Below are 19,421 nucleotides of genomic sequence, written 5' to 3'. Positions count from 1 at the left end.
GGCAATGCCGCTGAGCGGCAGTGCGTGCCGGTTACCTGTCGCCGGCGGTGGCGTTGCGATACCATGCCGCCAGCGCGGCGCGGCTTTCGTCGTCCATCGTCGCAATGGCGTTTGGCGGCGGCATGGCGTGGGTGACGCCGGCCTGAAGAAAGACCTGCTGCGCGTGGCGGGCGACATCGGCCTCGGTTTCAAGGACCACACCCTTGGGCGGCCACAAAATGCCCTGCCAGACCGGCTCGCGTGCGTGGCACATGGCGCAATTGCCGAGCACGATGTCATGGGCGTTCCGGAAGCCTTCGGCATCGGCGAACTGTTGTTCATGGGGCGTCAGGGCGCGCGCTTCGGCCTCCTCCCATGTGTCGAGCATCGGCGCGGTCGACAGCCAGGCGATGATGACGAACAGGATCAGCGAGGCGGCAAGCGTCCAGTGCGGATGACCCTGCCGGGCGTGCATGGTGTTGAAGAAATGCCGGATCAGCACGCCCATCAGGAAGACCAGGCTCGCGATGATCCATGCAAAATCGGTGGCGAAGGCCAGCGGATAATGATTGGAGAGCATCAGGAAGATGACCGGCAGGGTCAGATAGTTGTTGTGGGTCGAGCGCAGCTTGGCGATCTTGCCGTATTTGGGGTCCGGCGTGCGGCCTTCCTTCAAATCATTCACCACGATGTGCTGGTTCGGCATGATGATGAAGAAGACGTTGGCGGTCATGATGGTCGCGGTGAAGGCGCCCAGATGCAGAAGCGCGGCGCGGCCGGTGAAGACCTGGTTCAGCCCCCAGCTCATCGCCACGATGATGACGAACAGGACCAGCATCATCGCGGTCGGATAGTCGCCCAGTTTGGACTTGCAGAGCTGGTCGTAGAGCAGCCAGCCGATGCCGATCGAGGCGGCGGAAATGGCGATGCCCTGCCACAGCGACAGTTCGGCCCTGGTCGGATCGAGAAGATAGAGTTCGCCGCTGACCCAGTAGATGATCATCAGCAGCGCCGCGCCGGACAGCCAGGTCGCATAGCTCTCCCATTTGAACCAGGTCAGATGGTCGGGCATCTGTTCGGGCGCGACCAGATATTTCTGGATGTGGTAGAAACCGCCGCCATGGACCTGCCATTCCTCGCCATGGGCGCCCCGGGGCAGGTGCGGCGCCTTGCGCAGGCCCAGATCGAGCGCGATGAAATAGAAGGACGAGCCGATCCACGCGATCGCCGTGATGACGTGCAGCCAGCGCACGGCGAAGCCCACCCATTCCCACATGACGGCGAAGTCGTACATTGCATGCCTCCCGCAAGCCCGAAACGGCGGCAGACTATGCGGAACGGCATTGTTCTGGTATCGATGGCAAAAGCCAAGCTGCATCAAAAATTGCCGAACAATGTCCTATCTCGACACAATCCGGACCTTCGTGCGTGTCTATGAATTGGGCAGCATGTCGGCAGCGGGGCGGGATCTGCGGATTTCGCCGGCCGTCACTTCGTCGCGCATATCGCAGCTCGAGGACCATCTGAGCGTCCGCCTGTTCCAGCGCACAACGCGCAGCCTGACCCCGACCGAGCAGGGCAGGGCGTTTTACGGCGGTGCTTGTGCGATTTTGGAGGCGGTGGAGAGCGCCGAGGCGCAGGTTGTCTCGATAACGGACAATCCCAAGGGATCGCTGTTCGTCGCCGCGCCGCTCGGTGTCGGGCGGCGGCTGATCGCGCCGCGGGTGCCCGAGTTCCTGAAAGCCTATCCGGAGGTCAGCGTCCGTCTGCGCCTGACCGACCGAAAGGTCGACCTGACGACGGAAGGGCTGGATCTGGCCTTCTTCCTCGGCCAGCCGGAGGACAGCAATCTGCGCATCCGCAAGATCGCCGATGTGGAGCGCGTGCTGTGCGCGTCACCGGACTACATCGCGGCGCGAGGGCTGCCGGCGCGGGGCGACCAACTCGTTGCCGATGGCCATGAGTGCCTCAATCTTCGTTTTCCCGGCGCAACGGAATTCCAGTGGCCACTGGTGACGCCGGACGGGGTGAAGCGGTTCCGCGTCGCCGGGCGCTACGAGTCCGACGATGGCGACGTGCTGACCGACTGGGCGCTGGCCGGCCATGGGATCGCACTCAAGCCGATTTTCGAGGTGGCGGACCATCTCAGGGACGGGCGGCTGGTGCCGGTCGCCACCGAAACGCCGCCCGAACCGATCCAGATGGCGTGTCTTTTCACCCACCGCCGCCGGCAGGACCCCAAGACGCGGCTGTTCATGGAATTCATGATCGAGCGGATCGGCGCGTCGGTCCGGTAGCTCAGCTTCCGCGATAGGTGGAGTAGCCGAACGGCGAAAGCAGCAGCGGAACATGATAGTGCGCGGCGTCCGACATGCCGAAGCGCAGCGGCACGACATCGAGAAAGCGCGGCTCTTCCGGCGGCGTGCCGGCCGCATCGAGATAGGCGCCGGCGTGGAAGACCAGCTCGTAAACGCCGGTCGCGAACGCGTTTTCGGGCAGGATCTGTTCGTCCGTGCGCCCGTCATCGTTCGTCACCAGCGTTTTCAGATGGGTGCGCGTCTCGCCGTCGATCCTGTAGAGATCGATGCGCAGCCCTTGCGCCGGGCAGCCGCGCGCAGTGTCCAGCACATGGGTTGTCAGAAATCCGGCCATGATCGGTCCTCCGCGAACAAGGCGCGTTATAGCGTCGGCGGATGGCCTGCCGTAACGCGCCGCCGGGCAGAGGCAGTTTCAAGATTTATTTGAATAATCGGGCGATTGTCTTGATGTATGGTTGCATCGCTTGGGAGGGCCCATCATGCGACGTTATCCGCGTGACATGACCGGTTACGGCGCGATGCCGCCAGCGGCCAACTGGCCGAACGGCGCAAGGATCGCCGTGCAGATCGTGCTCAATTATGAAGAGGGCGGCGAGAACTGCGTCCTGCATGGCGATCCGGCGTCAGAGGCGTTCCTGTCGGAGATCACGGGCGCCGAGCCCTGGCCCGGCCAGCGGCACTGGAACATGGAGTCGCTCTATGAATATGGCGCCCGCGCCGGGTTCTGGCGGGTCCATCGACTGCTGAAGGATGTGCCGGTAACCGTCTTCGGCGTGGCCAGCGCGCTGGCCCGCGCGCCCGAGCAGGTTGCGGCGATGAAGGAGGCCGGCTGGGAGATTGCCAGCCACGGGCTCAAATGGGTCGAGCACAAGGACATGCCGGCCGACGAGGAGCGCGCGCAGATCGGCGAGGCGATCCGCCTTCATACCGAGGTGACCGGTACGCCGCCGCGCGGCTGGTATACGGGCCGCTGCTCCGCCAACACGGTCGAACTCGTCTCGGAGAAGGGCGATTTCGCCTACATCGCAGACAGTTATGCCGACGATCTTCCATATTGGGTTCGCGTTGGCGAGAAAGACCAGCTGATCGTGCCCTACACGATGGACTGCAACGATATGCGCTTTGCGATCCAGGCGGGCTTCGCCACGGGCGCCGATTTCGAGACGATGCTGAAGGACGCGTTCGACACGCTGTATGAAGAAGGCCGGGCGGGTGCACCCAAAATGCTGTCGATCGGCCTGCATTGCCGACTGATCGGGCGGCCCAGCCGTGCCGCCGCCCTTCAGCGGGCGCTCGCCCATTTCCGCAGCCATGACGGTGTGTGGTTCGCAACGCGGCTGCAGATCGCCGAGCACTGGGCCAGAACCCATCCGCCGGTTGCGCGGGTTCGTCCGTCGGACATGGATCGCGACACATTCGTGTCCGAGTTCGGCGGGGTCTTCGAGCATTCGCCATGGATCGCCGAAGCCGCGCACGCGCTTGAACTCGGCCCCACGCACGACACCGCCGCTGGCGTTCACGCGGCGCTGGCGCGCATTTTCCGCTCGGCGCCAGAGGACGCCCGTCTCGGCGTCCTGACCGCACATCCCGACCTCGCCGGCAAACTGGCACAGGCCAGGCGATTGACCACCGAATCGACGGCCGAGCAGGCTTCGGTCGGGCTCGATTGCCTGACCGACGCGGAGCGCGCTACATTCACCGAACTCAACGACGCCTATACGGCCAGGTTCGGCTTTCCGTTCATCATCGCGGTGCGGGACAACAGCAAGGCATCGATCATGGACGCATTCCGCCGCCGGATCGGCAATGACCGCCGAACGGAACTCGCCGAGGCCTGCCGCCAGGTTGAGCGGATCGCCGAACTGCGTTTGAAGGACAGGTTCGCGGCATGACTCGCGCGATCAGGGTCGAGCCGCTCTCCAGGGCCGCCTTTGCGCCCTTCGGCGACGTGTTGGACACCGAGGGTGCGCCCGACCGGATGATCAATCAGGGGCTCTGCGGCCGCTTTCATGACCGTGCCCGGCTCGATTTCGCCGACGGGCGCGCCGGCGTCAGCCTGTTTCAGGCCGAGCCGCGGTCGCTGCCGCTGATGCTGGACATGGTGGAGCGGCATCCGCTCGGCAGCCAGGCATTCGTGCCGATGAGCCTCGATCCGTTCCTTGTCATCGTCGCGCCGGACGAAGCGGGAAAGCCCGGACGGCCACGTGCCTTCCTGACGGCGCCCGGGCAGGGGATCAATTTTCACCGTGGCACATGGCATGGCGTGCTGACGCCATTGGCCGAACCCGGGCTCTTCGCTGTCATCGACAGGATCGGCGAGGGCTCCAATCTGGAGGAACACCGGTTCGAAACGCCCTATCGGGTGTTGGCCGGGTAGCCGCGCGGCAAGCGGCGGCGCTTGGTCTGGAGGAGGGAGAGGACCAAAATGGCAGACGCAACGATCGGGACCCCGGAGCAGCTCCGCGATCCCAACTATACACCGGCGCTGTATCAAGCCGTTCCGCTCGGAATCCAGCATGTGCTGGCGATGTTCGTTTCCAATGTGACGCCGGCGATCATCGTTGCGGGGGCTGCCGGCTTCGGTTTCGGCTCCGACAGCCCGGACTTTCCGGAGTTGCTCTATCTCATTCAAATGTCGATGCTGTTCGCCGGCCTCGCAACGCTGTTGCAGACGATCACCATCGGTCCGGTCGGCGCAGCGCTGCCGATCGTTCAGGGCACCTCGTTTGCCTTTCTGCCGATCATGATCCCGCTGGTCGCGGGGCAGGGCGTCGATGCCTTGGCCGCGCTCTTCACCGGGGTGATTGTCGGCGGTCTTTTCCACGCGTTTCTCGGCGCGTTCATCGGCAAGATCCGCTTTGCGCTGCCGCCGCTCGTCACCGGCCTCGTCGTCACCATGATCGGCCTGGCGCTGGTGCGCGTCGGCATTCAATATGCCGCGGGGGGCGTCCCGGCGATCGGCACACCGGAATATGGCAGCCTGGGCAACTGGATCGTTGCGCTGATCGTCATCGTGGTGACGCTGGCGCTGAAATTCTTCGCGCGCGGCATGCTGTCGGTTTCCGCCGTCCTGATCGGCCTGATCGCCGGCTATGTGTACGCGCTGGTCTTCACCGACATGCTGAGCCTTGCCGCGATTTCCAGTTCCTGGTCGAGCGCCGCCGCCTTCGCCCTGCCGCAGCCGTTCAAATACGGGTTCGAGTTCTCGGTTGCCGCGATCGTCGGCTTTTGCCTGATGGCGTTCGTTTCGGCCGTGGAGACCGTGGGCGACGTCTCGGGGATCACCAAGGGCGGCGCGGGCCGCGAAGCGACCGACCGCGAAATCGAGGGCGCGACCTATGCCGACGGTTTCGGCACCGCCATCGCCGGCGTCTTCGGCGGGTTTCCGAACACCTCGTTCAGTCAGAATGTGGGCCTGATCGCGATGACCGGGGTGATGAGCCGCCATGTCGTGACGTTCGGCGCGCTTTTCCTGATTGTCTGCGGGCTGGTGCCGAAGGTGGGCGGGTTGATCCGCACCATCCCGATCGAGGTTCTGGGCGGCGGCGTGATAGTGATGTTCGGCATGGTCGTGGCCGCCGGCATCTCGATGCTGTCCGACGTGACCTGGAACCGGCGCAACATGGTGATCTTCGCCGTGGCGCTGTCGATCGGCCTTGGCCTTCAACTCGAACCGGGCGCCGTGCAGTACCTGCCCGACTGGCTGCGGGTCCTGATGGTCTCCGGTCTCTTGCCGGCCGCCTCGATCGCAATCGTCCTGAACTTGGTTCTGCCGGAGGAATTGTCGGACGAGGCAACCGAGGAAGTGTCCGGGGGCCTGTCCGGGAACGGCCAGGGCTCTTTGCGCCGGGATGGCGGCTGAGGGCGCCGACCCGAGGTCCCGCCAAACCGGCGGCGGGCCTCGACCCCGAATGACAGGCGCTCCCCGGACAGTCCGGGGAGCGCTTCTCTTTTTTGCGATCGCGGCAGGCGCGATATGAGCAGTGTGATCGTGACCTAGAAATCGACCTCGATGGCGATGCCTTTTTCGACCGCCAGTTCCACGACGGCGGCGGCCACGGCAAGGTCCTGAAGTCCGACGCCGGTGCCGTCGAACAGCGTGATCTGGTCGTCGGACGAACGGCCCGGATCGGTGCCGTTGATCACCGCGCCGATCTGGCCGACATCGCTTTCCGATATCAGGCCCTCGGCGACCGCGTGCTGTGCCTCTCCGATGGAAACCGATTGCGCCACCTCGTCGGTATAAACGCTGGCGCGGGCCAGAAGCTGCGGTTCGACCTCCTGTTTGCCCTTGGTGTCGGTGCCCATGCAGGCCAGATGACAGCCGGCGGAAACCTGGTCGGCCTTCAGGATCGCATCGAAGGACGAGGTGATTGAAATGATCACGTCGGCTTGCGCCATGCCGTCCAGTTCGACCGCCTCGAACGGCAGACCGGCTTCACCGGCGACCTTTTCGATGTTGGGCAGCATTTCGGGGTGAAGGTTCCAGCCAATGACCTTTTCGAAGGCGCGCTGCTCAAGCGCGGCGCGAAGCTGGAAAGTGGCCTGGTGGCCGGCGCCGATCATGCCGATCACCTTGGCATCGTCGCGGGCGAGATGCTTGATCGACACGGACGAGGCGGCAGCGGTGCGCAACGCGGTCAGGAGATTGCCGCCGACCATCGCCGAAACGCGGCCCGTATCGGGATCGAACAGGAACACCGTCGACTGGTGGTTGATGATGCCGTGGCGCTCGAGGTTTTGCGGCCAGTATCCGCCGGCCTTCAGGCCCAGCGTCATGCCGGCACGGTCGAAACCGCCCTTGAAACCGTAGAGCGCGTCGACATGGCCAATGGCCTCGCGCACGACAGGGAAATTGTAGGCATCGCCCGTCGCCATGGCGGCGAAGACCTTTTCGACGGCGTCAAAGGCGGCCTGCCGCGTCATCAGGTCGGCGATTTCGCGTTCGGGGACGATCAGCATCGGTCTCTCCTGGTCGGTGTCGGATACGCCCGTGTGCATTGGCCGGCTGCGCGGCGGGCACACGGGCGCTGTAACCGGCCCGCCTCCGGGCCGGGCTTTGGTCTTTCGGGGTCAGTATGCCTTGCCGCGTGCCGAGACCGGCCAGAGCGCTTCGACCTTGCCGTTGCGGACGCCGACATACCAGTCATGGACGTTACAGGTCGGATCGCAATGGCCGGGGACCAGCTTGAGCTTTTCGTTGATCGCAAGAACGCCGCCCGGGTCCGAAATCACGCCATGCTCGTCGGAGCATTTGACGTATTCGACATCGTCGCGGCCGTAGATGAAGGGCAGTCCGCTATCGACCGATTGTGCTTTCAGGCCGGCGTCGCAGATCGCCTTTTCGGCCTTGGCGTGACTCATGACCGAGGTCAAAAGAAACAGCGCATTCTCCCATTCGCCATCGTCGATGCGCTTGCCGTCCTTGTCGAGGATGCGGCCATAATCAGCGTCCATGAAGGCGTAGGAGCCGCACTGCAACTCGTTGTAGACGCCCGAATTGCTCTCGAAATAGTACGATCCCGTACCGCCACCGCCGACGATGTCGCACTCAAGGCCCTCGGTCTTCAGCCCGGCGACCGCATCCCGGACCATGTCGATGGCGATGTCGGTCTTGGCCTTGCGGTCCTCATAGCCGTCAATGTGCTGCATGGCGCCCTGATAGGCCTGGATGCCCGCGAATTTGAGGTTCGGCGCGGCATCGATCGCCTTGGCGATCGCGACCACTTCCGGCGTCGTCGTCACGCCGCAGCGGCCGGCGCCGCAGTCGATCTCGACCAGACACTCGATGGTCGTGCCGTGCTTTTGGGCCGCCGCTGACAGATCGGCGACATTGCCAATGTCGTCGACGCAGACAATGGTCCGCGCGCCGAGTTTGGGCAGTTGCGCCAGACGATCGATCTTCCTTGGATCACGCACCTGGTTTGAAACGAGCACGTCCTTGATGCCGCCGCGCGCGAAGACTTCGGCTTCGGAGACCTTCTGGCAGCACACGCCCACGGCGCCGCCGAGTTCTTCCTGCAGCTTGGCCACGTCGACGGATTTGTGCATCTTGCCGTGCACGCGATGGCGCATGCCATGCGCCTTGGCGTAATCGCCCATCTTCCTGATGTTGCGTTCCAGGGCGTCGAGGTCGAGCACGAGACACGGCGTCTGGATGTCGGCCTCATCCATGCCGGGAACCGCGGGCACGTCGAAGCCCACATCGAGCTCGTTGATGTTGACAGGCGCGTTCATGACAGTCTCTCCCTTCAATTGATCCAGGGCAGCGTGTCGAGATCGACATTGCCGCCGGTGACGATGATGCCGACCCGCTTGCCGGCGAACCGGTCGCGGTTCTTCAGGATTGTGGCGAGCGGCACCGCTGAGCTGGGCTCCATGACGATCCGCAGATGCTTCCAGGTGATCTTCATGGCGTCGACGATCTCCTGCTCGGATGCCGTCAGTATGTCCGAGACATGGTTGGAGACGAAATGCCAGGTCAGTTCCTTGAGCGGCACTTTGAGGCCGTCGGCGATGGTCACGGGTGCGTCGTCGGCGATGATGTGGCCGGCCTTGAAGCTGCGATAGGCGTCATCGGCCTGCTCGGGTTCGGCCGCGATGATCTGCGTTTCGGGCGCAAGCGTCGACAGCGTCAGGCAGGTGCCGGAGATCATGCCGCCGCCGCCGATCGGCGCAACGACGATATCGAGGCCGTCGGTCTGCTCCATGAATTCCTTCGAACAGGTGCCCTGGCCGGCGATCACGCGCGGGTCGTTGTAGGGATGCACGAAATCGCCGCCGGTTTGTGCCTGCACCGTGGCGAACGTTTCCTCGCGCGACGTGGTGGACGGCTCGCATTCGGTGATCTTGCCGCCATAGCGGCGCACCGTGTCCTTCTTGGCCTGCGGTGCCGTGCGCGGCATGACCACGTTACACGGAATGCCGCGCAGCATCGCCGCATAGCTCAGGCACGAGGCATGGTTGCCGGACGAATGGGTGGCGACGCCCTTTTGGGCCTGTTCGTCGTCAAGGCCGAACACGGCATTGGTGGCGCCGCGCACCTTGAAGGCACCCGGCTCCTGAAAATTCTCGCATTTGAAGAACAGTTCGGCGCCGGTCAGTTCGTTCAGATAGTCCGACGTGCGCACCGGTGTGCGCCGGATATGCGGCTTGATCCTTTCATGGGCGGCAAGCATGTCTTCATAGGCCGGAACCTGCATCGAATTGTCCTTCATCAGGCGGCGGCCTTTCGTGTGACGGAGGGGTGGGCGCGATAATAGTCCTGCGCGGCGGCAACGCCCGAGCCAAGCTCAATGTCGAGGCCCAGATCGGCCATGCACATTTCGGCCGTGGCAATGCCTGACAGCGTCATGACGTCGGTCAGGCTGCCGAGATGGCCGATCCGGAACACCTTGCCGGCGACCTCGCCAAGGCCGACGCCGAACGCGACCCCGTAGGTCTGCGCGGCATGGGTAACGATGTCGGTCGCGTTGAAACCCTCCGGCGTGCGGATCGCCGAGACCGTGTCCGAATAGACGTCCGGCGTCGCGGCGCACAGCTTCAGCCCCCAGGCGGCAACAGCGGCGCGCACGCCCTCGGCGATGCGGTGATGGCGCGCAAAGACGCTGTCCAGACCCTCGGCCAGCAGCATGCCGCAGGCCTGGTTCAGGCCGTTCAGGAGGCCGACGGCCGGCGTATAGGGATAGGCGCTCTTCTCATAGCTCAGGGCCATGTCATGGACGTCGAAGAAGGTGCGCGGCAGGGTGGCCGTCTTGGTGGCGGCCATGGCCTTTTCGCTGAAGCCGACGATGGCGAGGCCGGCGGGCAGCATGAAGCCTTTCTGCGATCCGGCGACGGCAACATCGACGCCCCATTCGTCGAACCGGAAGTCCATCGAGGCGATCGAACTGACGCCATCGACGAACAGGATCGCGGGATGTCCCGCATCGTCGAGCGCCCGGCGGACCGCGGCGATGTCCGAGCGGACGCCGGTGGCGGTCTCATTGTGGGTCGCAAGGACCGCCTTGATGGAATGGCTCTTGTCGCGCTTGAGGATGTCGGCATAGCGCTCGGCGGGCAGGCCTTCGCCCCAGGCCGTCTCGACGATCTCGACTTTGAGACCGTGGCGCTGGCACATGTCGATCCAGCGGTGGCTGAACATGCCGTTGCGGGCCGCCAGCACCGTGTCGCCGGGGCTGAGCGTGTTGGTCAGAGCGGTCTCCCAGCCGCCCGTTCCCGTCGACGGGAAGATGAAGATGTCGGCGTCGGCCGACTTCAGGATCTTCCGGACGCCATCGCGCGCGGGATTCAGAATCTCGCCGAACAGCGGCGAGCGGTGGTCGATCGTCGGCATGTCGCATGCCTTGCGCAGGCTTTCGGGGATGTTTGTAGGCCCCGGAATGAAAACCGGATTTTGCAGGCTCATGGCGGCCTCCTTGCAGCGTCCAGACAATCTACCGGATGCTTCGGGAGAAGGAAATTTTTTTGAAAATATTTTTCATAAATGGAGAAACTGGAAATCTCTAGCGTTGTCAGAGTGTTATGTTTTTCATATGGTGAAGTGATAATTCGCGTCGTGGAAGAGGCATGCCATGGATTCGCAGGATAGCGGGATGTCAGCGCCATCGCGACGGGCTCGCGGGCGTCCGCGCGACTGGAACGACAAGACCGCCCAGAACACGATCAAGTCGCTGGACCGGGCAATGGAGGTGTTCGAGTTTCTCAGCGAGAACCAGGGCCTGTCGCTGACGGAACTGGCCTCTGAAACTGGGCAGTCGCCGGCGACCGTCTACCGCGTGCTCGTGACCCTGGAGGGAAGGGGGCTTGCCGAATTCGATCCGGGCGACCAGTCATGGCATGTGGGCGCGCGGGCGTTCGTCATAGGCGCGCGCTTTCTGCGACGCACGCAGCTGGTCGACAGGGCGCGGCCGATCCTGCGCCGGCTGATGGAAGCGACGGGCGAAACGGCCAATCTGGGTATCGTTCAAAACCGGTCGGTGCTGTTCGTCAGCCAGGTGGAGACGCACGCCAGCATCCGGGCGTTCTTTCCGCCGGGCACGCTGTCGCCGCTTCACGCGTCCGGCATCGGCAAGGCGCTGCTCGCGGAAATGGCGCCCGAGCGCCTCGAAGCGATATTGGACGGGGCGCTCGAAGCGTTCACGGCAAAGACTCTGTCGGCACCCGATGAACTGCGTGCGGATCTCGGCCGGATACGGGAGCGCGGCTATTCCTTTGACGATGAGGAGAAAAATCCCGGCATGCGGTGCATTGCGGCCCCGGTGTTCGACATTCACGGCGAAGCGGTCGCCGGCCTGTCCGTATCAGGACCGACGGCCCGGATCGGCGCCGACGACGTGGAGCGGTTTGCCGCGCCGGTGATCGCGGCGGCGGCGGAACTGACGATGGCGATCGGCGGGACTATTCGGCCGCGTTCCTGAAGTCTGCCGAGGGCGCCGCGCCGGTCGCCGATGCGGGCCTGAGCGCCATGTGGCGGTTGACGTCCTTGTAGAGCAGATAGCGGAACCGGCCCGGCCCGCCGGCGTAGCAGGCCTGCGGGCAAAAGGCGCGCAGCCACATATAGTCGCCCGCCTCGACCTCGACCCAGTCCTGATTGAGCCGGTAGACGGCCTTGCCCTCCAGCACGTAGAGCCCGTGCTCCATGACATGGGTTTCGGCAAACGGAATGACGGCGCCGGGCTCGAAGGTGACGATGGTGACATGCATGTCGTGCCGCATATCGGCCGGATCGACGAACCGGGTCGTCGTCCACTTGCCATCGGTACCGGGCATCGGCGCCGGAACGATATCGGCTTCATGGGCGATAATGGCCTCGGGCAGAGGCAGGCCGTCCACCGCCTCATATGCCTTGCGAATCCAGTGGAACTTGAACAGCGCGTCGCTCTGGTTCCGCAGCGTCCACTTCGCCGCAGGCGGGATGTAGACATAGCTGCCCGGCCGCAGATCGTGCGTGGCGTCCTCGATCGTGATGGCGCCTTCGCCCTCGACGACGAAGATCACGCCTTCGGCGCCCGGATCGGTTTCCGGCCGGTCGGAGCCGCCGCCGGGCGCGACCTCCATGATGTATTGCGAGAATGTCTCGGCAAAGCCGGTCAGCGGACGCGACAGCACCCACAGGCGCGTCTTGTCCCAGAAGGGCAGGAAGCTGGTGACGATGTCGCGCATCGTGCCCTTGGGAATGACCGCATAGGCCTCGGTGAACACGGCGCGATCGGTCAGCAATTGCGTTTGCGGCGGATGGCCGCCCGATGGCGCGAAGTAATTGCCGCTCATGAATGTGTCTCACTGCTGCTCAAAGGGTCTTGCAAGGCATCTTCACCGTTCTGCACATGCCGGGCTTCGGTACGGCCAGCGCCGCTCGTGTCCGTCATGTGCGTCGGGACCCATTTCGTCAACCGGACGAAAGGCGCGTGAGGTGCGCGTTGAACGCATCGAGCCCCGCCTGCGCCACATCGCGATCCTGGTCCGGTGTTCCCGAACTGACGCCGATCCCGCCGAGGGGTTCGTCGTCGAGCATGACGGGCAGGCCGCCACCGACCACCATCAGCCGGCCGCCGATCGCCGAGGCGATGCCGTAGGCCGGTGCGCCGGGCTGGCTCGCCTGCCCATATTCATGGGTTGCCTTTCGGGCGCCGGCCGCCGTGAAGGCCTTGTCGATCGCGATCGTCGTCGAGGTGACCTTGCCGCCATCCATGCGCCGGAAGGCGATCAACTGTCCGGCTTCGTCGGTGACGGCTATGCACATGGGCACGCCTATGGTCTCGGCGCGCGCCTGAGCGCCCTCGATCAAGATGTCGGCATCGCGCGAATCGAGGCGCCGGATCGTCATCATCGTCTGGTCTCCTTGTGCGGTTCGCCCGCTATGTATGTCTGTGCCACTGCGCGGTCATCGCCCATCACGAGCAGAACGAAAAGCTCCTCGGCCAGGGTCTCGACGCGATCCATGCGCAGCGCCATGGCGGGCGTCGCGCGGGCGTCGAGCACGACGATGTCGGCCTCGGTGCCTTCATCGAGCGTGCCGATCCTGTCGGCGAGGCCGAGCACTTCGGCATTGCCGCGCGTCATCCAGTGGAAGCCGCGCATGGCGTGCAGGCTCTGCGACTGGAGCTGGAGGACCTTGTAGCCCTCGTTCAGCGTCTGGAGCATCGAATAGCTGGTACCGGCGCCGATGTCGGTGGCGATGGCGCTTTGGATGCCTGCTTTGTCCAGCCGTGCGTGATCGAAGCAGCCCGACCCCAGGAACAGGTTGGAGGTGGGGCAGAAGACCGGATGTGCGCCTGTCTCGGCAAGGTATTGGACCTCGCGCTCTTCAAGATGAATGCAGTGGCCGAGCAGCATCTTGCCGCCCAGAAGGCCGTAACGCTCATAGATGTTCAGATAGTCCGAGGCTTCGGGATAAAGCGAGGCGGCGAAGGCGATCTCTTCGCGGTTCTCCGACAGGTGCGTCTGGATGTGACAATCGGGATGTTCGGTTGCGAGCGCACCGGCCATTTCGAGCTGCTGCGGCGACGAAGTGATCGCAAAGCGCGGTGAGATGGCATAGCCGGCACGGCCCCTGCCATGCCAGCGCTCGATCAGCGCCTTGGTGTCGTCATAGCCCGATTGCGGCGTATCGCGCAGAGTGTCCGGCGCGTTGCGGTCCATCATCACCTTGCCGCCGATCATGCGCATGTTGCGGCGCTCGGCCTCGGCGAAATAGGCGTCGGCGGAGGCGGCATGAACGGAGCAGAAGGCCGCGGCGGTGGTCGTGCCGTGCTCGGTCAGCACGTCGAAAAACCGGGTCGCGATCGCCTGCGCATGGCTCTCATCGCCAAACCGCGCCTCTTCGGGAAACACATAGCCGTTCAGCCAGTCCAGAAGCTGCGCGCCCCAGGAGGCAACGATCTGCGCCTGTGGGAAATGGATATGCGCGTCGATGAAGCCGGCCGTCATCAGGTGCGGCCGGTGATCGACGATATCGGCGCAGGGCGCGGTCGGCGCGACTGCGTCGAAGGTTCCCGACGCGGCGATCACCCCTTCGCGGACTAGGATGGCACCGTCCTCATGATAGGTGAAGGCGTCGGTGTCGTTTTGATCCGCCGGCGCGCGGTGAAAGGTCAGGAGGCGGCCGCGCAGGAGCCTGTCTGTCATGGTCGGGGTATCTTTCATGGCTCGAGAGGGGTGGCCGGGGCGGCGCCGCCGCCCCGATCCTCTTCAGGCCCTGCCCGACGGGGCGTCGGTGTCGAGGAAATCGGGCTCGTCGGGGACGATGATCCGGTGATCCAGATCCTCTTTTGGCGCGATGGCCGGATAAAGCAGCAGGAAGGCGCCGGTTATCAGATAGCCGATGGTGATCCCGTCGAGCTGCGGCATCTGCAGGCTGGCCGCATGGACGATCCCGATCGACGACATGATGGCGGCGGCGATCGCGAAGCCCCCGGCGGTGCGGAACCGTCCGTCGATGATCGAGGCGACGATCGCGCCCCAGACCAGCCCGGTGATGATCGCGCCCTGCGACAGCGCCAGGTGGCCTTCATAGTGGGCGCCTTCCATCAGGAGTGCGGCGGTCAGTTCCGGGCTGCCGAGCGCGGGCATTCCCTCCACGCCGCTGCTTCTGAGCGCATTGGCGAGCGAGCCCCATTTGGTGACCAGGAAGCTGGATATGTGCGGCAGGATGGCGATCGTCACGGCCGCCATGTGCGCCGGCTTGATCGCCATGGCCGTGTTGGTGATCAGGCTGATCGCAACGAAGACGAGGATCGGTGCCGCTGCGGCGATCGGGATCAGACCGTTCAGGAAGGCAAGGAAGCCGAAGAAGGCCGCAAAGGCGATCACGCCGCCGACACCGATGATGTAGCCGGCATGGGCCTCCAGCCGCTTGTAGGCGGGATGACCGATATAGACGGTGGTCGGAAAGGGCGATCCGAACACCGCGCCGATCATTGTGCCGGCGCCGTCCGTCACCTGGCAGACCGCGACGGGATATTCGTCGCCGGCGGCCTCGGCGCTCTCCACATTGTTCATCGTCTCGATGAAATTGTAGATCTGTACCGGCACCAGCACGAGGAACAGTTCCGGATTGGCGAACAGATATTGGATGCCGGCGATCAGGTCGCCGACATAGGGCAGCGGCGGATAGAAGCCGACGCTGTCGAGCTCCAGCCTGGATTGGCCCAGAACGATGGCGATCACCGTTCCGGCGGCGATGGCGACGAGGCCCGCCGGCAGGTTGCCGGGCAGTTGGAAACGGCCGACCAGACCCCACAGGATGATCACCAGCGCGGTGAATCCGACGATCGGGTTTTCGAAGATCTGCGTCAGGGGCACCGAGCCGATGAAGACAAGGGCGATGCCGCACAGCGTGCCGAGCATGCCTGCTCGCGGCGTGATGCGTTTGAGAAACGGACCGATGAGCGCACCGAGCGCGGCGACGATGCCGCCCATGAAGCCGGCGCCGATGCCGACCTGCCAGGCGAGCATGGCATCCTGTGTGGCCCAGTAGATCGGCCCGATCACGCCGAACAGATAGACGAACATGACCGGCGTGGAGATGCCGTAGGGCAGGGCGGTGACGTCGCGCCCATGCTTTTGCGCAGCCCATCTGGCCATCAGCGCGTAGACGGCCACGCCCGCCAGAATGGCGATCGCCGCGCCGGGCACGATCCGCCCGTAGACGATCTCGGCGGGCATCTGGAAGACAAACTGGCAGATGGCCGAAAGCACCATCAGATTGACGAGGTTGTCCGTGAACAGCGCCCAAAAGGCGCTGAAATCGCTTCTGGCGAACAATCGGTAATTGTAGCTGTCCTGTGACATTGCAGGGCTCCCTCCCCGTTTCAGAATGGTGAGCGCGCGAGCCGGTGCCCTTCTTTTTGGCCCGGTACGCGTTGTCGTTTCGTCAGTTCCCGGCCGCTGTGTTCGCGGCCCCTTTGGCTGCAGGCGCCGGTCCGGTGATCTGCGCCATGACTTCGGCCACGACGAACGCGGCGATGACTTCGGGGCGCTTGTCGGCGCTGCCCGCCGCGCCGATCGGGCAGGTCAGTTGCGCCATCGCCGCCGCCGGCGTTTCGGAAGCGCAATAGCGCTCGAACCTGGCGCGCTTGGTCGCCGAGCCGATCAGCCCGACATAGGATGCATCGCCGCGGGCGAGCGCTTCGGCCGTCAAAAGAAAATCCAGCGCATGATCGTGGGTCAGCACGATGAAGGCGCTGCCGGGCGGCGCGGCGCGGATCACCGTCTCCGGCACCGCGGCCTCGCGCTTTTCGACGTCGGCGCGCGATTGGGCGAGTTCGTCGGCGCGGCTGTCGACGAGAATGCAGCGCACCGGCAGGGACTGGAAGAAGGCGGCCAGCGCCCGTCCGACATGGCCGGCACCCAGCACATAGACATGGGGCAGGGCGGCCCGGCGTTCGGCGTCGGCGGCCAGCGCGGCGTCACGGTCCGCCTTGGTCATGCGGGTCAGCGAAAGCGTGACCCGTCCGCCGCAGCACTGGCCGATCTCCGGCCCCAGCGGCACGTCCATTTCGGCGGTCGTTTCGCCGCAGCGCAGCATCGCGCGCGCCTTGTCGATCGCCATGTATTCAAGCTGTCCGCCGCCGATCGTGTCGCAAAGCCCGGACGCCGAGACGAACATCTCCGCCCCGGCTTCGCGCGGCGAAGAGCCGCGGACGCCGGTCAGCCGGACGTGGATCGCCGGTTCGCGGGCATCGAAGAAGGCGCGAAGCGTCACCGGATCACTCCCTCAGCCGCTCGATCGCCATCAGCACGCGCTCGGGCGTTGCCGGCGCGTCGAGACGCGGGCAGGTCTGGTAGTCGGCAATGCTCGCAACCGCATGGGAGAGCGCCTCGAACACCGAGATGCCGAGCATGAAGGGCGGTTCGCCCACGGCCTTGGAGCGCTTGATGGTGCGCTCGCGGTTCTCAGACCAGGAGGCGAGCTCGACATTGAAGATGCGCGGCCGGTCAGAGGCGAGCGGGATCTTGTAGGTGGACGGCGCATGGGTGCGCAACCGGCCCTTGTCGTCCCACCACAATTCCTCGGTGGTCAGCCAGCCCATGCCCTGGATGAAGGCGCCTTCGACCTGGCCCTTGTCGATGATCGGATTCAGAGACCGGCCGACATCGTGCAGGATGTCGGTGCGCTCCACGCGGTACTCGCCGGTCAGCGTGTCGACCGAGACCTCCGAACAGGCCGCGCCATAGGCGTAGTAATAGAAAGGGCGGCCCTTGCCGCTCGCGCGGTCCCAGTGGATTTTCGGCGTCTTGTAGAAACCGGCCGCCGACAGGTGGATGCGCGCCATATAGGCTTCGCGCACAAGGTCGGCGAAGGGGACCGTCTCACCGCCGATCCGGACATTGTTGGCGATGAAGCGGACCTGGCTTTCATCGGTCTGCCAGCGTTCGGCGGCAAAGGCGGTCAGCCGTTCCTTGATTTGCCGCGCGGCGTCGAGCGCGGCCATGCCGTTGAGGTCCGAGCCGGACGATGCCGCCGTCGCCGAGGTGTTGGGTACCTTTTCGGTGGTCGTTCTGGTGATCTTGATGTGGTCGACATCGACCTGCAGTTCCTCGGCGACCACCTGGGCGACCTTGGTGTTGAGCCCCTGGCCCATCTCGGTGCCGCCATGGTTGAGATGGATCGAGCCGTCCGAATAGATGTGCACCAGCGCGCCGGCCTGATTGTACCAGGTGGCGGTGAACGAGATGCCGAACTTGACCGGCGTCAGCGCGATGCCCTTGCGGACGATGCCGCCCTTGGCGTTCCAGTCGAGCACCGCCCGCCGGCGTGCCTGATAATCCGCGCTCTCCTCGAGTTCGGCGACGATGCGCGGGGCGATATTGTCCTCGACCGTCTGGTGATAGGGCGTCACGTTACGCCCGTCCTCGGCATCGCCATAGAAATTGCGCTTGCGCACTTCCAGGCTGTCGAGGCCGCGATGATAAGCGATCTCCTCGATGATCCGTTCGGCGGCGATCACGCCCTGCGGTCCGCCGAAGCCGCGAAAAGCGGTGTTCGACACCGTGTTGGTCTTCATCGGATGCGAGTTCAGGAGAACGTCTGGATAGTAATAGGCATTGTCGGCGTGAAACAGAACGCGGTCGGTGACCGGTCCGGACAGGTCCGAGGAAAAGCCGCAACGCGCCGCAAAATCGCCGGTGACGGCGGCGATGCGCCCTTCATCGTCAAAGCCGACCTCATAGTCGACGACGAAATCGTGCCGCTTGCCGGTGGCCGACATGTCGTCGTCGCGGTCGGGCCGGATCTTGACGGCCCGGTTCCACCTCTTGGCGGCCAGTGCGGCGACCGCGCAGAACAGGTTCATCTGCGTTTCCTTGCCGCCGAACCCGCCGCCCATACGGCGCACATTGACGGTGACGGCATTGGACGCGACGCCCAGGACATGGGCCACCATGTGCTGCGCTTCCGTGGGATGCTGGGTCGAGGAATGCACGATCACATCGTCGTCCTCGCCCGGCATGGCAAAGGCGATGTGGCCTTCCAGATAGAGGTGATCCTGGCCGCCGACATTGAACCGGCCCTTGATCCGGTGTTTTGCCCTGGCCATCGCCTCGGCCGCTTCTCCGCGCTTCAGCGTCAGGGGCGGCGTGACATAGGGCATGCCCGCGTCGCGCGCCGATTGCGGGTCCAGCACGTGCGGCAGGTCCTCATAGGCGATCTCGGCCAGCCTGGCGGCCCGGCGCGCCGCATCGCGGCTCTCGGCGACGACGGCGAAAACCGGCTGACCCCAGAACTCGACCTTGCCTTCGGCGAAAACCGGCTCGTCGTCGCGCCCGGTCGGGCTGACATCGTTGACGCCGGGAACGTCGTCGGCGGTCAGCACGCCGACCACGCCGGGGGCGGCGCGGACGGCGCTCAGGTCGAGATCGATGATCTTTGCGTGGGCGCGGGTCGAAAGGCCCAGATAGGCGTGCAGCGTACCGACGGGCTCGACGATGTCGTCGCAATATTCTGCGCGGCCGGTGACATGCTTGATCGCTGAATCGTGGTGCAGATCGGTGTGGACGCCGCCGCGGATGGCCGTCGCGCCGCCGCCGCCGCGCGCGAGCTGTCGCGGCGCGGGCGGATCGCGGCGCTGTTCCGTGCCGGCCGGTTCGCCGGAGGTCCCAAGATCGCTCATCGGTCGTGTT

The 19,421-nt window shown here is 64.8% G+C and carries 17 protein-coding genes; 5 read left to right on the top strand and 12 right to left on the bottom strand.

The genetic code is table 11. The features are described from left to right. Positions 1-31: 31 nt before the first annotated feature. Complete coding sequence (locus tag ACOQOU_RS02480) at positions 32-1,273, bottom strand: urate hydroxylase PuuD (RefSeq protein ID WP_306025879.1); 1,242 nt, start codon at positions 1,271-1,273, stop codon at positions 32-34. 100 nt (positions 1,274-1,373) lie between these two features. Between ACOQOU_RS02480 and ACOQOU_RS02475 the strand changes: the two genes are divergently transcribed. Next, positions 1,374-2,276, top strand: a complete 903-nt coding sequence (locus ACOQOU_RS02475) for a LysR family transcriptional regulator (protein ID WP_109767631.1) — start codon at positions 1,374-1,376, stop codon at positions 2,274-2,276. A 1-nt stretch (position 2,277) separates the two neighbouring features. Here the strand turns inward: ACOQOU_RS02475 and uraH are convergent, their stop codons facing one another. After that, the gene (gene uraH, locus ACOQOU_RS02470) at positions 2,278-2,631 is read right to left on the bottom strand and encodes a hydroxyisourate hydrolase (RefSeq protein WP_109767630.1); all 354 of its coding nucleotides are present in this window, start codon (positions 2,629-2,631) and stop codon (positions 2,278-2,280) included. 145 nt (positions 2,632-2,776) lie between these two features. Here uraH and puuE point away from each other — a divergent pair, with 145 nt between their 5' ends. Genes puuE through ACOQOU_RS02455 form a run of 3 tightly spaced genes read left to right on the top strand, consistent with a single transcriptional unit; the run spans position 2,777 to position 6,159 of the window. Then, on the top strand, positions 2,777-4,189 hold the full coding sequence (puuE, locus tag ACOQOU_RS02465; RefSeq protein ID WP_306025878.1) for an allantoinase PuuE: 1,413 nt from the start codon (positions 2,777-2,779) through the stop codon (positions 4,187-4,189). Continuing rightward, positions 4,186-4,674 carry an ureidoglycolate lyase gene (locus tag ACOQOU_RS02460; RefSeq protein WP_109767628.1) on the top strand — a complete coding sequence of 163 codons (489 nt, stop codon included), beginning with the start codon at positions 4,186-4,188 and terminating at the stop codon, positions 4,672-4,674. Before puuE ends, ACOQOU_RS02460 begins: the two co-directional genes overlap by 4 nt. A gap of 48 nt (positions 4,675-4,722) precedes the next feature. Beyond that, positions 4,723-6,159, top strand: a complete 1,437-nt coding sequence (locus ACOQOU_RS02455; RefSeq protein ID WP_109767627.1) for a uracil-xanthine permease family protein — start codon at positions 4,723-4,725, stop codon at positions 6,157-6,159. 134 nt (positions 6,160-6,293) lie between these two features. On the opposite strand, the gene bhcD is transcribed toward ACOQOU_RS02455, so the two are convergent. The 4 genes from bhcD to bhcA all read right to left on the bottom strand — a co-directional run bounded on the left by bhcD (position 6,294) and on the right by bhcA (position 10,704). Further along, positions 6,294-7,259, bottom strand: a complete 966-nt coding sequence (bhcD, locus tag ACOQOU_RS02450; RefSeq protein WP_109767716.1) for an iminosuccinate reductase BhcD — start codon at positions 7,257-7,259, stop codon at positions 6,294-6,296. Positions 7,260-7,370: 111 nt separating this feature from the next. Further along, positions 7,371-8,534 carry a 3-hydroxy-D-aspartate aldolase BhcC gene (gene bhcC, locus ACOQOU_RS02445; protein WP_109767626.1) on the bottom strand — a complete coding sequence of 388 codons (1,164 nt, stop codon included), beginning with the start codon at positions 8,532-8,534 and terminating at the stop codon, positions 7,371-7,373. Between the two features lie 14 nt (positions 8,535-8,548). Next, positions 8,549-9,514 carry a beta-hydroxyaspartate dehydratase BhcB gene (bhcB, locus tag ACOQOU_RS02440; protein ID WP_109767625.1) on the bottom strand — a complete coding sequence of 322 codons (966 nt, stop codon included), beginning with the start codon at positions 9,512-9,514 and terminating at the stop codon, positions 8,549-8,551. After that, entirely contained in the window at positions 9,514-10,704 is a 1,191-nt protein-coding gene (gene bhcA, locus ACOQOU_RS02435) for an L-aspartate--glyoxylate aminotransferase BhcA (RefSeq protein WP_306025877.1), read from the bottom strand. The genes bhcB and bhcA overlap by 1 nt, the downstream gene beginning before the upstream one ends. A gap of 187 nt (positions 10,705-10,891) precedes the next feature. On the opposite strand from bhcA, the gene bhcR reads away from it, so the two are divergent. After that, a complete protein-coding gene (bhcR, locus tag ACOQOU_RS02430) occupies positions 10,892-11,716 on the top strand; it encodes an HTH-type transcriptional regulator BhcR (RefSeq protein WP_196780433.1) in 825 nt (274 codons plus the stop codon). On the opposite strand, the gene ACOQOU_RS02425 is transcribed toward bhcR, so the two are convergent. The 6 genes from ACOQOU_RS02425 to xdhB all read right to left on the bottom strand — a co-directional run bounded on the left by ACOQOU_RS02425 (position 11,697) and on the right by xdhB (position 19,411). Beyond that, positions 11,697-12,569, bottom strand: a complete 873-nt coding sequence (locus ACOQOU_RS02425) for a bifunctional allantoicase/(S)-ureidoglycine aminohydrolase (protein ID WP_109767622.1) — start codon at positions 12,567-12,569, stop codon at positions 11,697-11,699. The two genes, bhcR and ACOQOU_RS02425, sit on opposite strands and share 20 nt — an antisense overlap. A gap of 118 nt (positions 12,570-12,687) precedes the next feature. Beyond that, positions 12,688-13,128, bottom strand: a complete 441-nt coding sequence (locus tag ACOQOU_RS02420; protein ID WP_109767621.1) for a GlcG/HbpS family heme-binding protein — start codon at positions 13,126-13,128, stop codon at positions 12,688-12,690. After that, positions 13,125-14,426, bottom strand: a complete 1,302-nt coding sequence (gene guaD / locus ACOQOU_RS02415; protein ID WP_306025876.1) for a guanine deaminase — start codon at positions 14,424-14,426, stop codon at positions 13,125-13,127. Before guaD ends, ACOQOU_RS02420 begins: the two co-directional genes overlap by 4 nt. 63 nt (positions 14,427-14,489) lie before the next feature. Beyond that, positions 14,490-16,091, bottom strand: coding sequence for a xanthine/uracil/vitamin C permease (locus ACOQOU_RS02410; RefSeq protein ID WP_109767620.1), 1,602 nt, complete (start codon positions 16,089-16,091; stop codon positions 14,490-14,492). 82 nt (positions 16,092-16,173) lie between these two features. After that, positions 16,174-17,004: a xanthine dehydrogenase accessory protein XdhC gene (gene xdhC, locus ACOQOU_RS02405; protein ID WP_306025875.1), complete on the bottom strand. Its 831-nt coding sequence runs from the start codon at positions 17,002-17,004 to the stop codon at positions 16,174-16,176. Between the two features lie 4 nt (positions 17,005-17,008). Continuing rightward, the gene (gene xdhB / locus ACOQOU_RS02400; RefSeq protein ID WP_306025874.1) at positions 17,009-19,411 is read right to left on the bottom strand and encodes a xanthine dehydrogenase molybdopterin binding subunit; all 2,403 of its coding nucleotides are present in this window, start codon (positions 19,409-19,411) and stop codon (positions 17,009-17,011) included. Positions 19,412-19,421: the final 10 nt, after the last annotated feature.

The sequence above is a fragment of the Oceaniradius stylonematis genome (assembly GCF_965223445.1).
Taxonomy (GTDB): domain Bacteria; phylum Pseudomonadota; class Alphaproteobacteria; order Rhizobiales; family Rhizobiaceae; genus Roseitalea; species Roseitalea stylonematis.
Note: the sequence above shows the minus strand (reverse complement) of the source record. Positions and strands in the feature narration are given on the sequence as shown.

Coding starts and splice junctions, on each gene's coding strand:
- ACOQOU_RS02480 (WP_306025879.1), bottom strand. CDS start 1,273: ATGTACGACTTCGCCGTCATGTGGGAATGGGTGGGCTTCGCCGTGCGC.
- ACOQOU_RS02475 (WP_109767631.1), top strand. CDS start 1,374: ATGTCCTATCTCGACACAATCCGGACCTTCGTGCGTGTCTATGAATTG.
- uraH (WP_109767630.1), bottom strand. CDS start 2,631: ATGGCCGGATTTCTGACAACCCATGTGCTGGACACTGCGCGCGGCTGC.
- puuE (WP_306025878.1), top strand. CDS start 2,777: ATGCGACGTTATCCGCGTGACATGACCGGTTACGGCGCGATGCCGCCA.
- ACOQOU_RS02460 (WP_109767628.1), top strand. CDS start 4,186: ATGACTCGCGCGATCAGGGTCGAGCCGCTCTCCAGGGCCGCCTTTGCG.
- ACOQOU_RS02455 (WP_109767627.1), top strand. CDS start 4,723: ATGGCAGACGCAACGATCGGGACCCCGGAGCAGCTCCGCGATCCCAAC.
- bhcD (WP_109767716.1), bottom strand. CDS start 7,259: ATGCTGATCGTCCCCGAACGCGAAATCGCCGACCTGATGACGCGGCAG.
- bhcC (WP_109767626.1), bottom strand. CDS start 8,534: ATGAACGCGCCTGTCAACATCAACGAGCTCGATGTGGGCTTCGACGTG.
- bhcB (WP_109767625.1), bottom strand. CDS start 9,514: ATGAAGGACAATTCGATGCAGGTTCCGGCCTATGAAGACATGCTTGCC.
- bhcA (WP_306025877.1), bottom strand. CDS start 10,704: ATGAGCCTGCAAAATCCGGTTTTCATTCCGGGGCCTACAAACATCCCC.
- bhcR (WP_196780433.1), top strand. CDS start 10,892: ATGTCAGCGCCATCGCGACGGGCTCGCGGGCGTCCGCGCGACTGGAAC.
- ACOQOU_RS02425 (WP_109767622.1), bottom strand. CDS start 12,569: ATGAGCGGCAATTACTTCGCGCCATCGGGCGGCCATCCGCCGCAAACG.
- ACOQOU_RS02420 (WP_109767621.1), bottom strand. CDS start 13,128: ATGATGACGATCCGGCGCCTCGATTCGCGCGATGCCGACATCTTGATC.
- guaD (WP_306025876.1), bottom strand. CDS start 14,426: ATGACAGACAGGCTCCTGCGCGGCCGCCTCCTGACCTTTCACCGCGCG.
- ACOQOU_RS02410 (WP_109767620.1), bottom strand. CDS start 16,091: ATGTCACAGGACAGCTACAATTACCGATTGTTCGCCAGAAGCGATTTC.
- xdhB (WP_306025874.1), bottom strand. CDS start 19,411: ATGAGCGATCTTGGGACCTCCGGCGAACCGGCCGGCACGGAACAGCGC.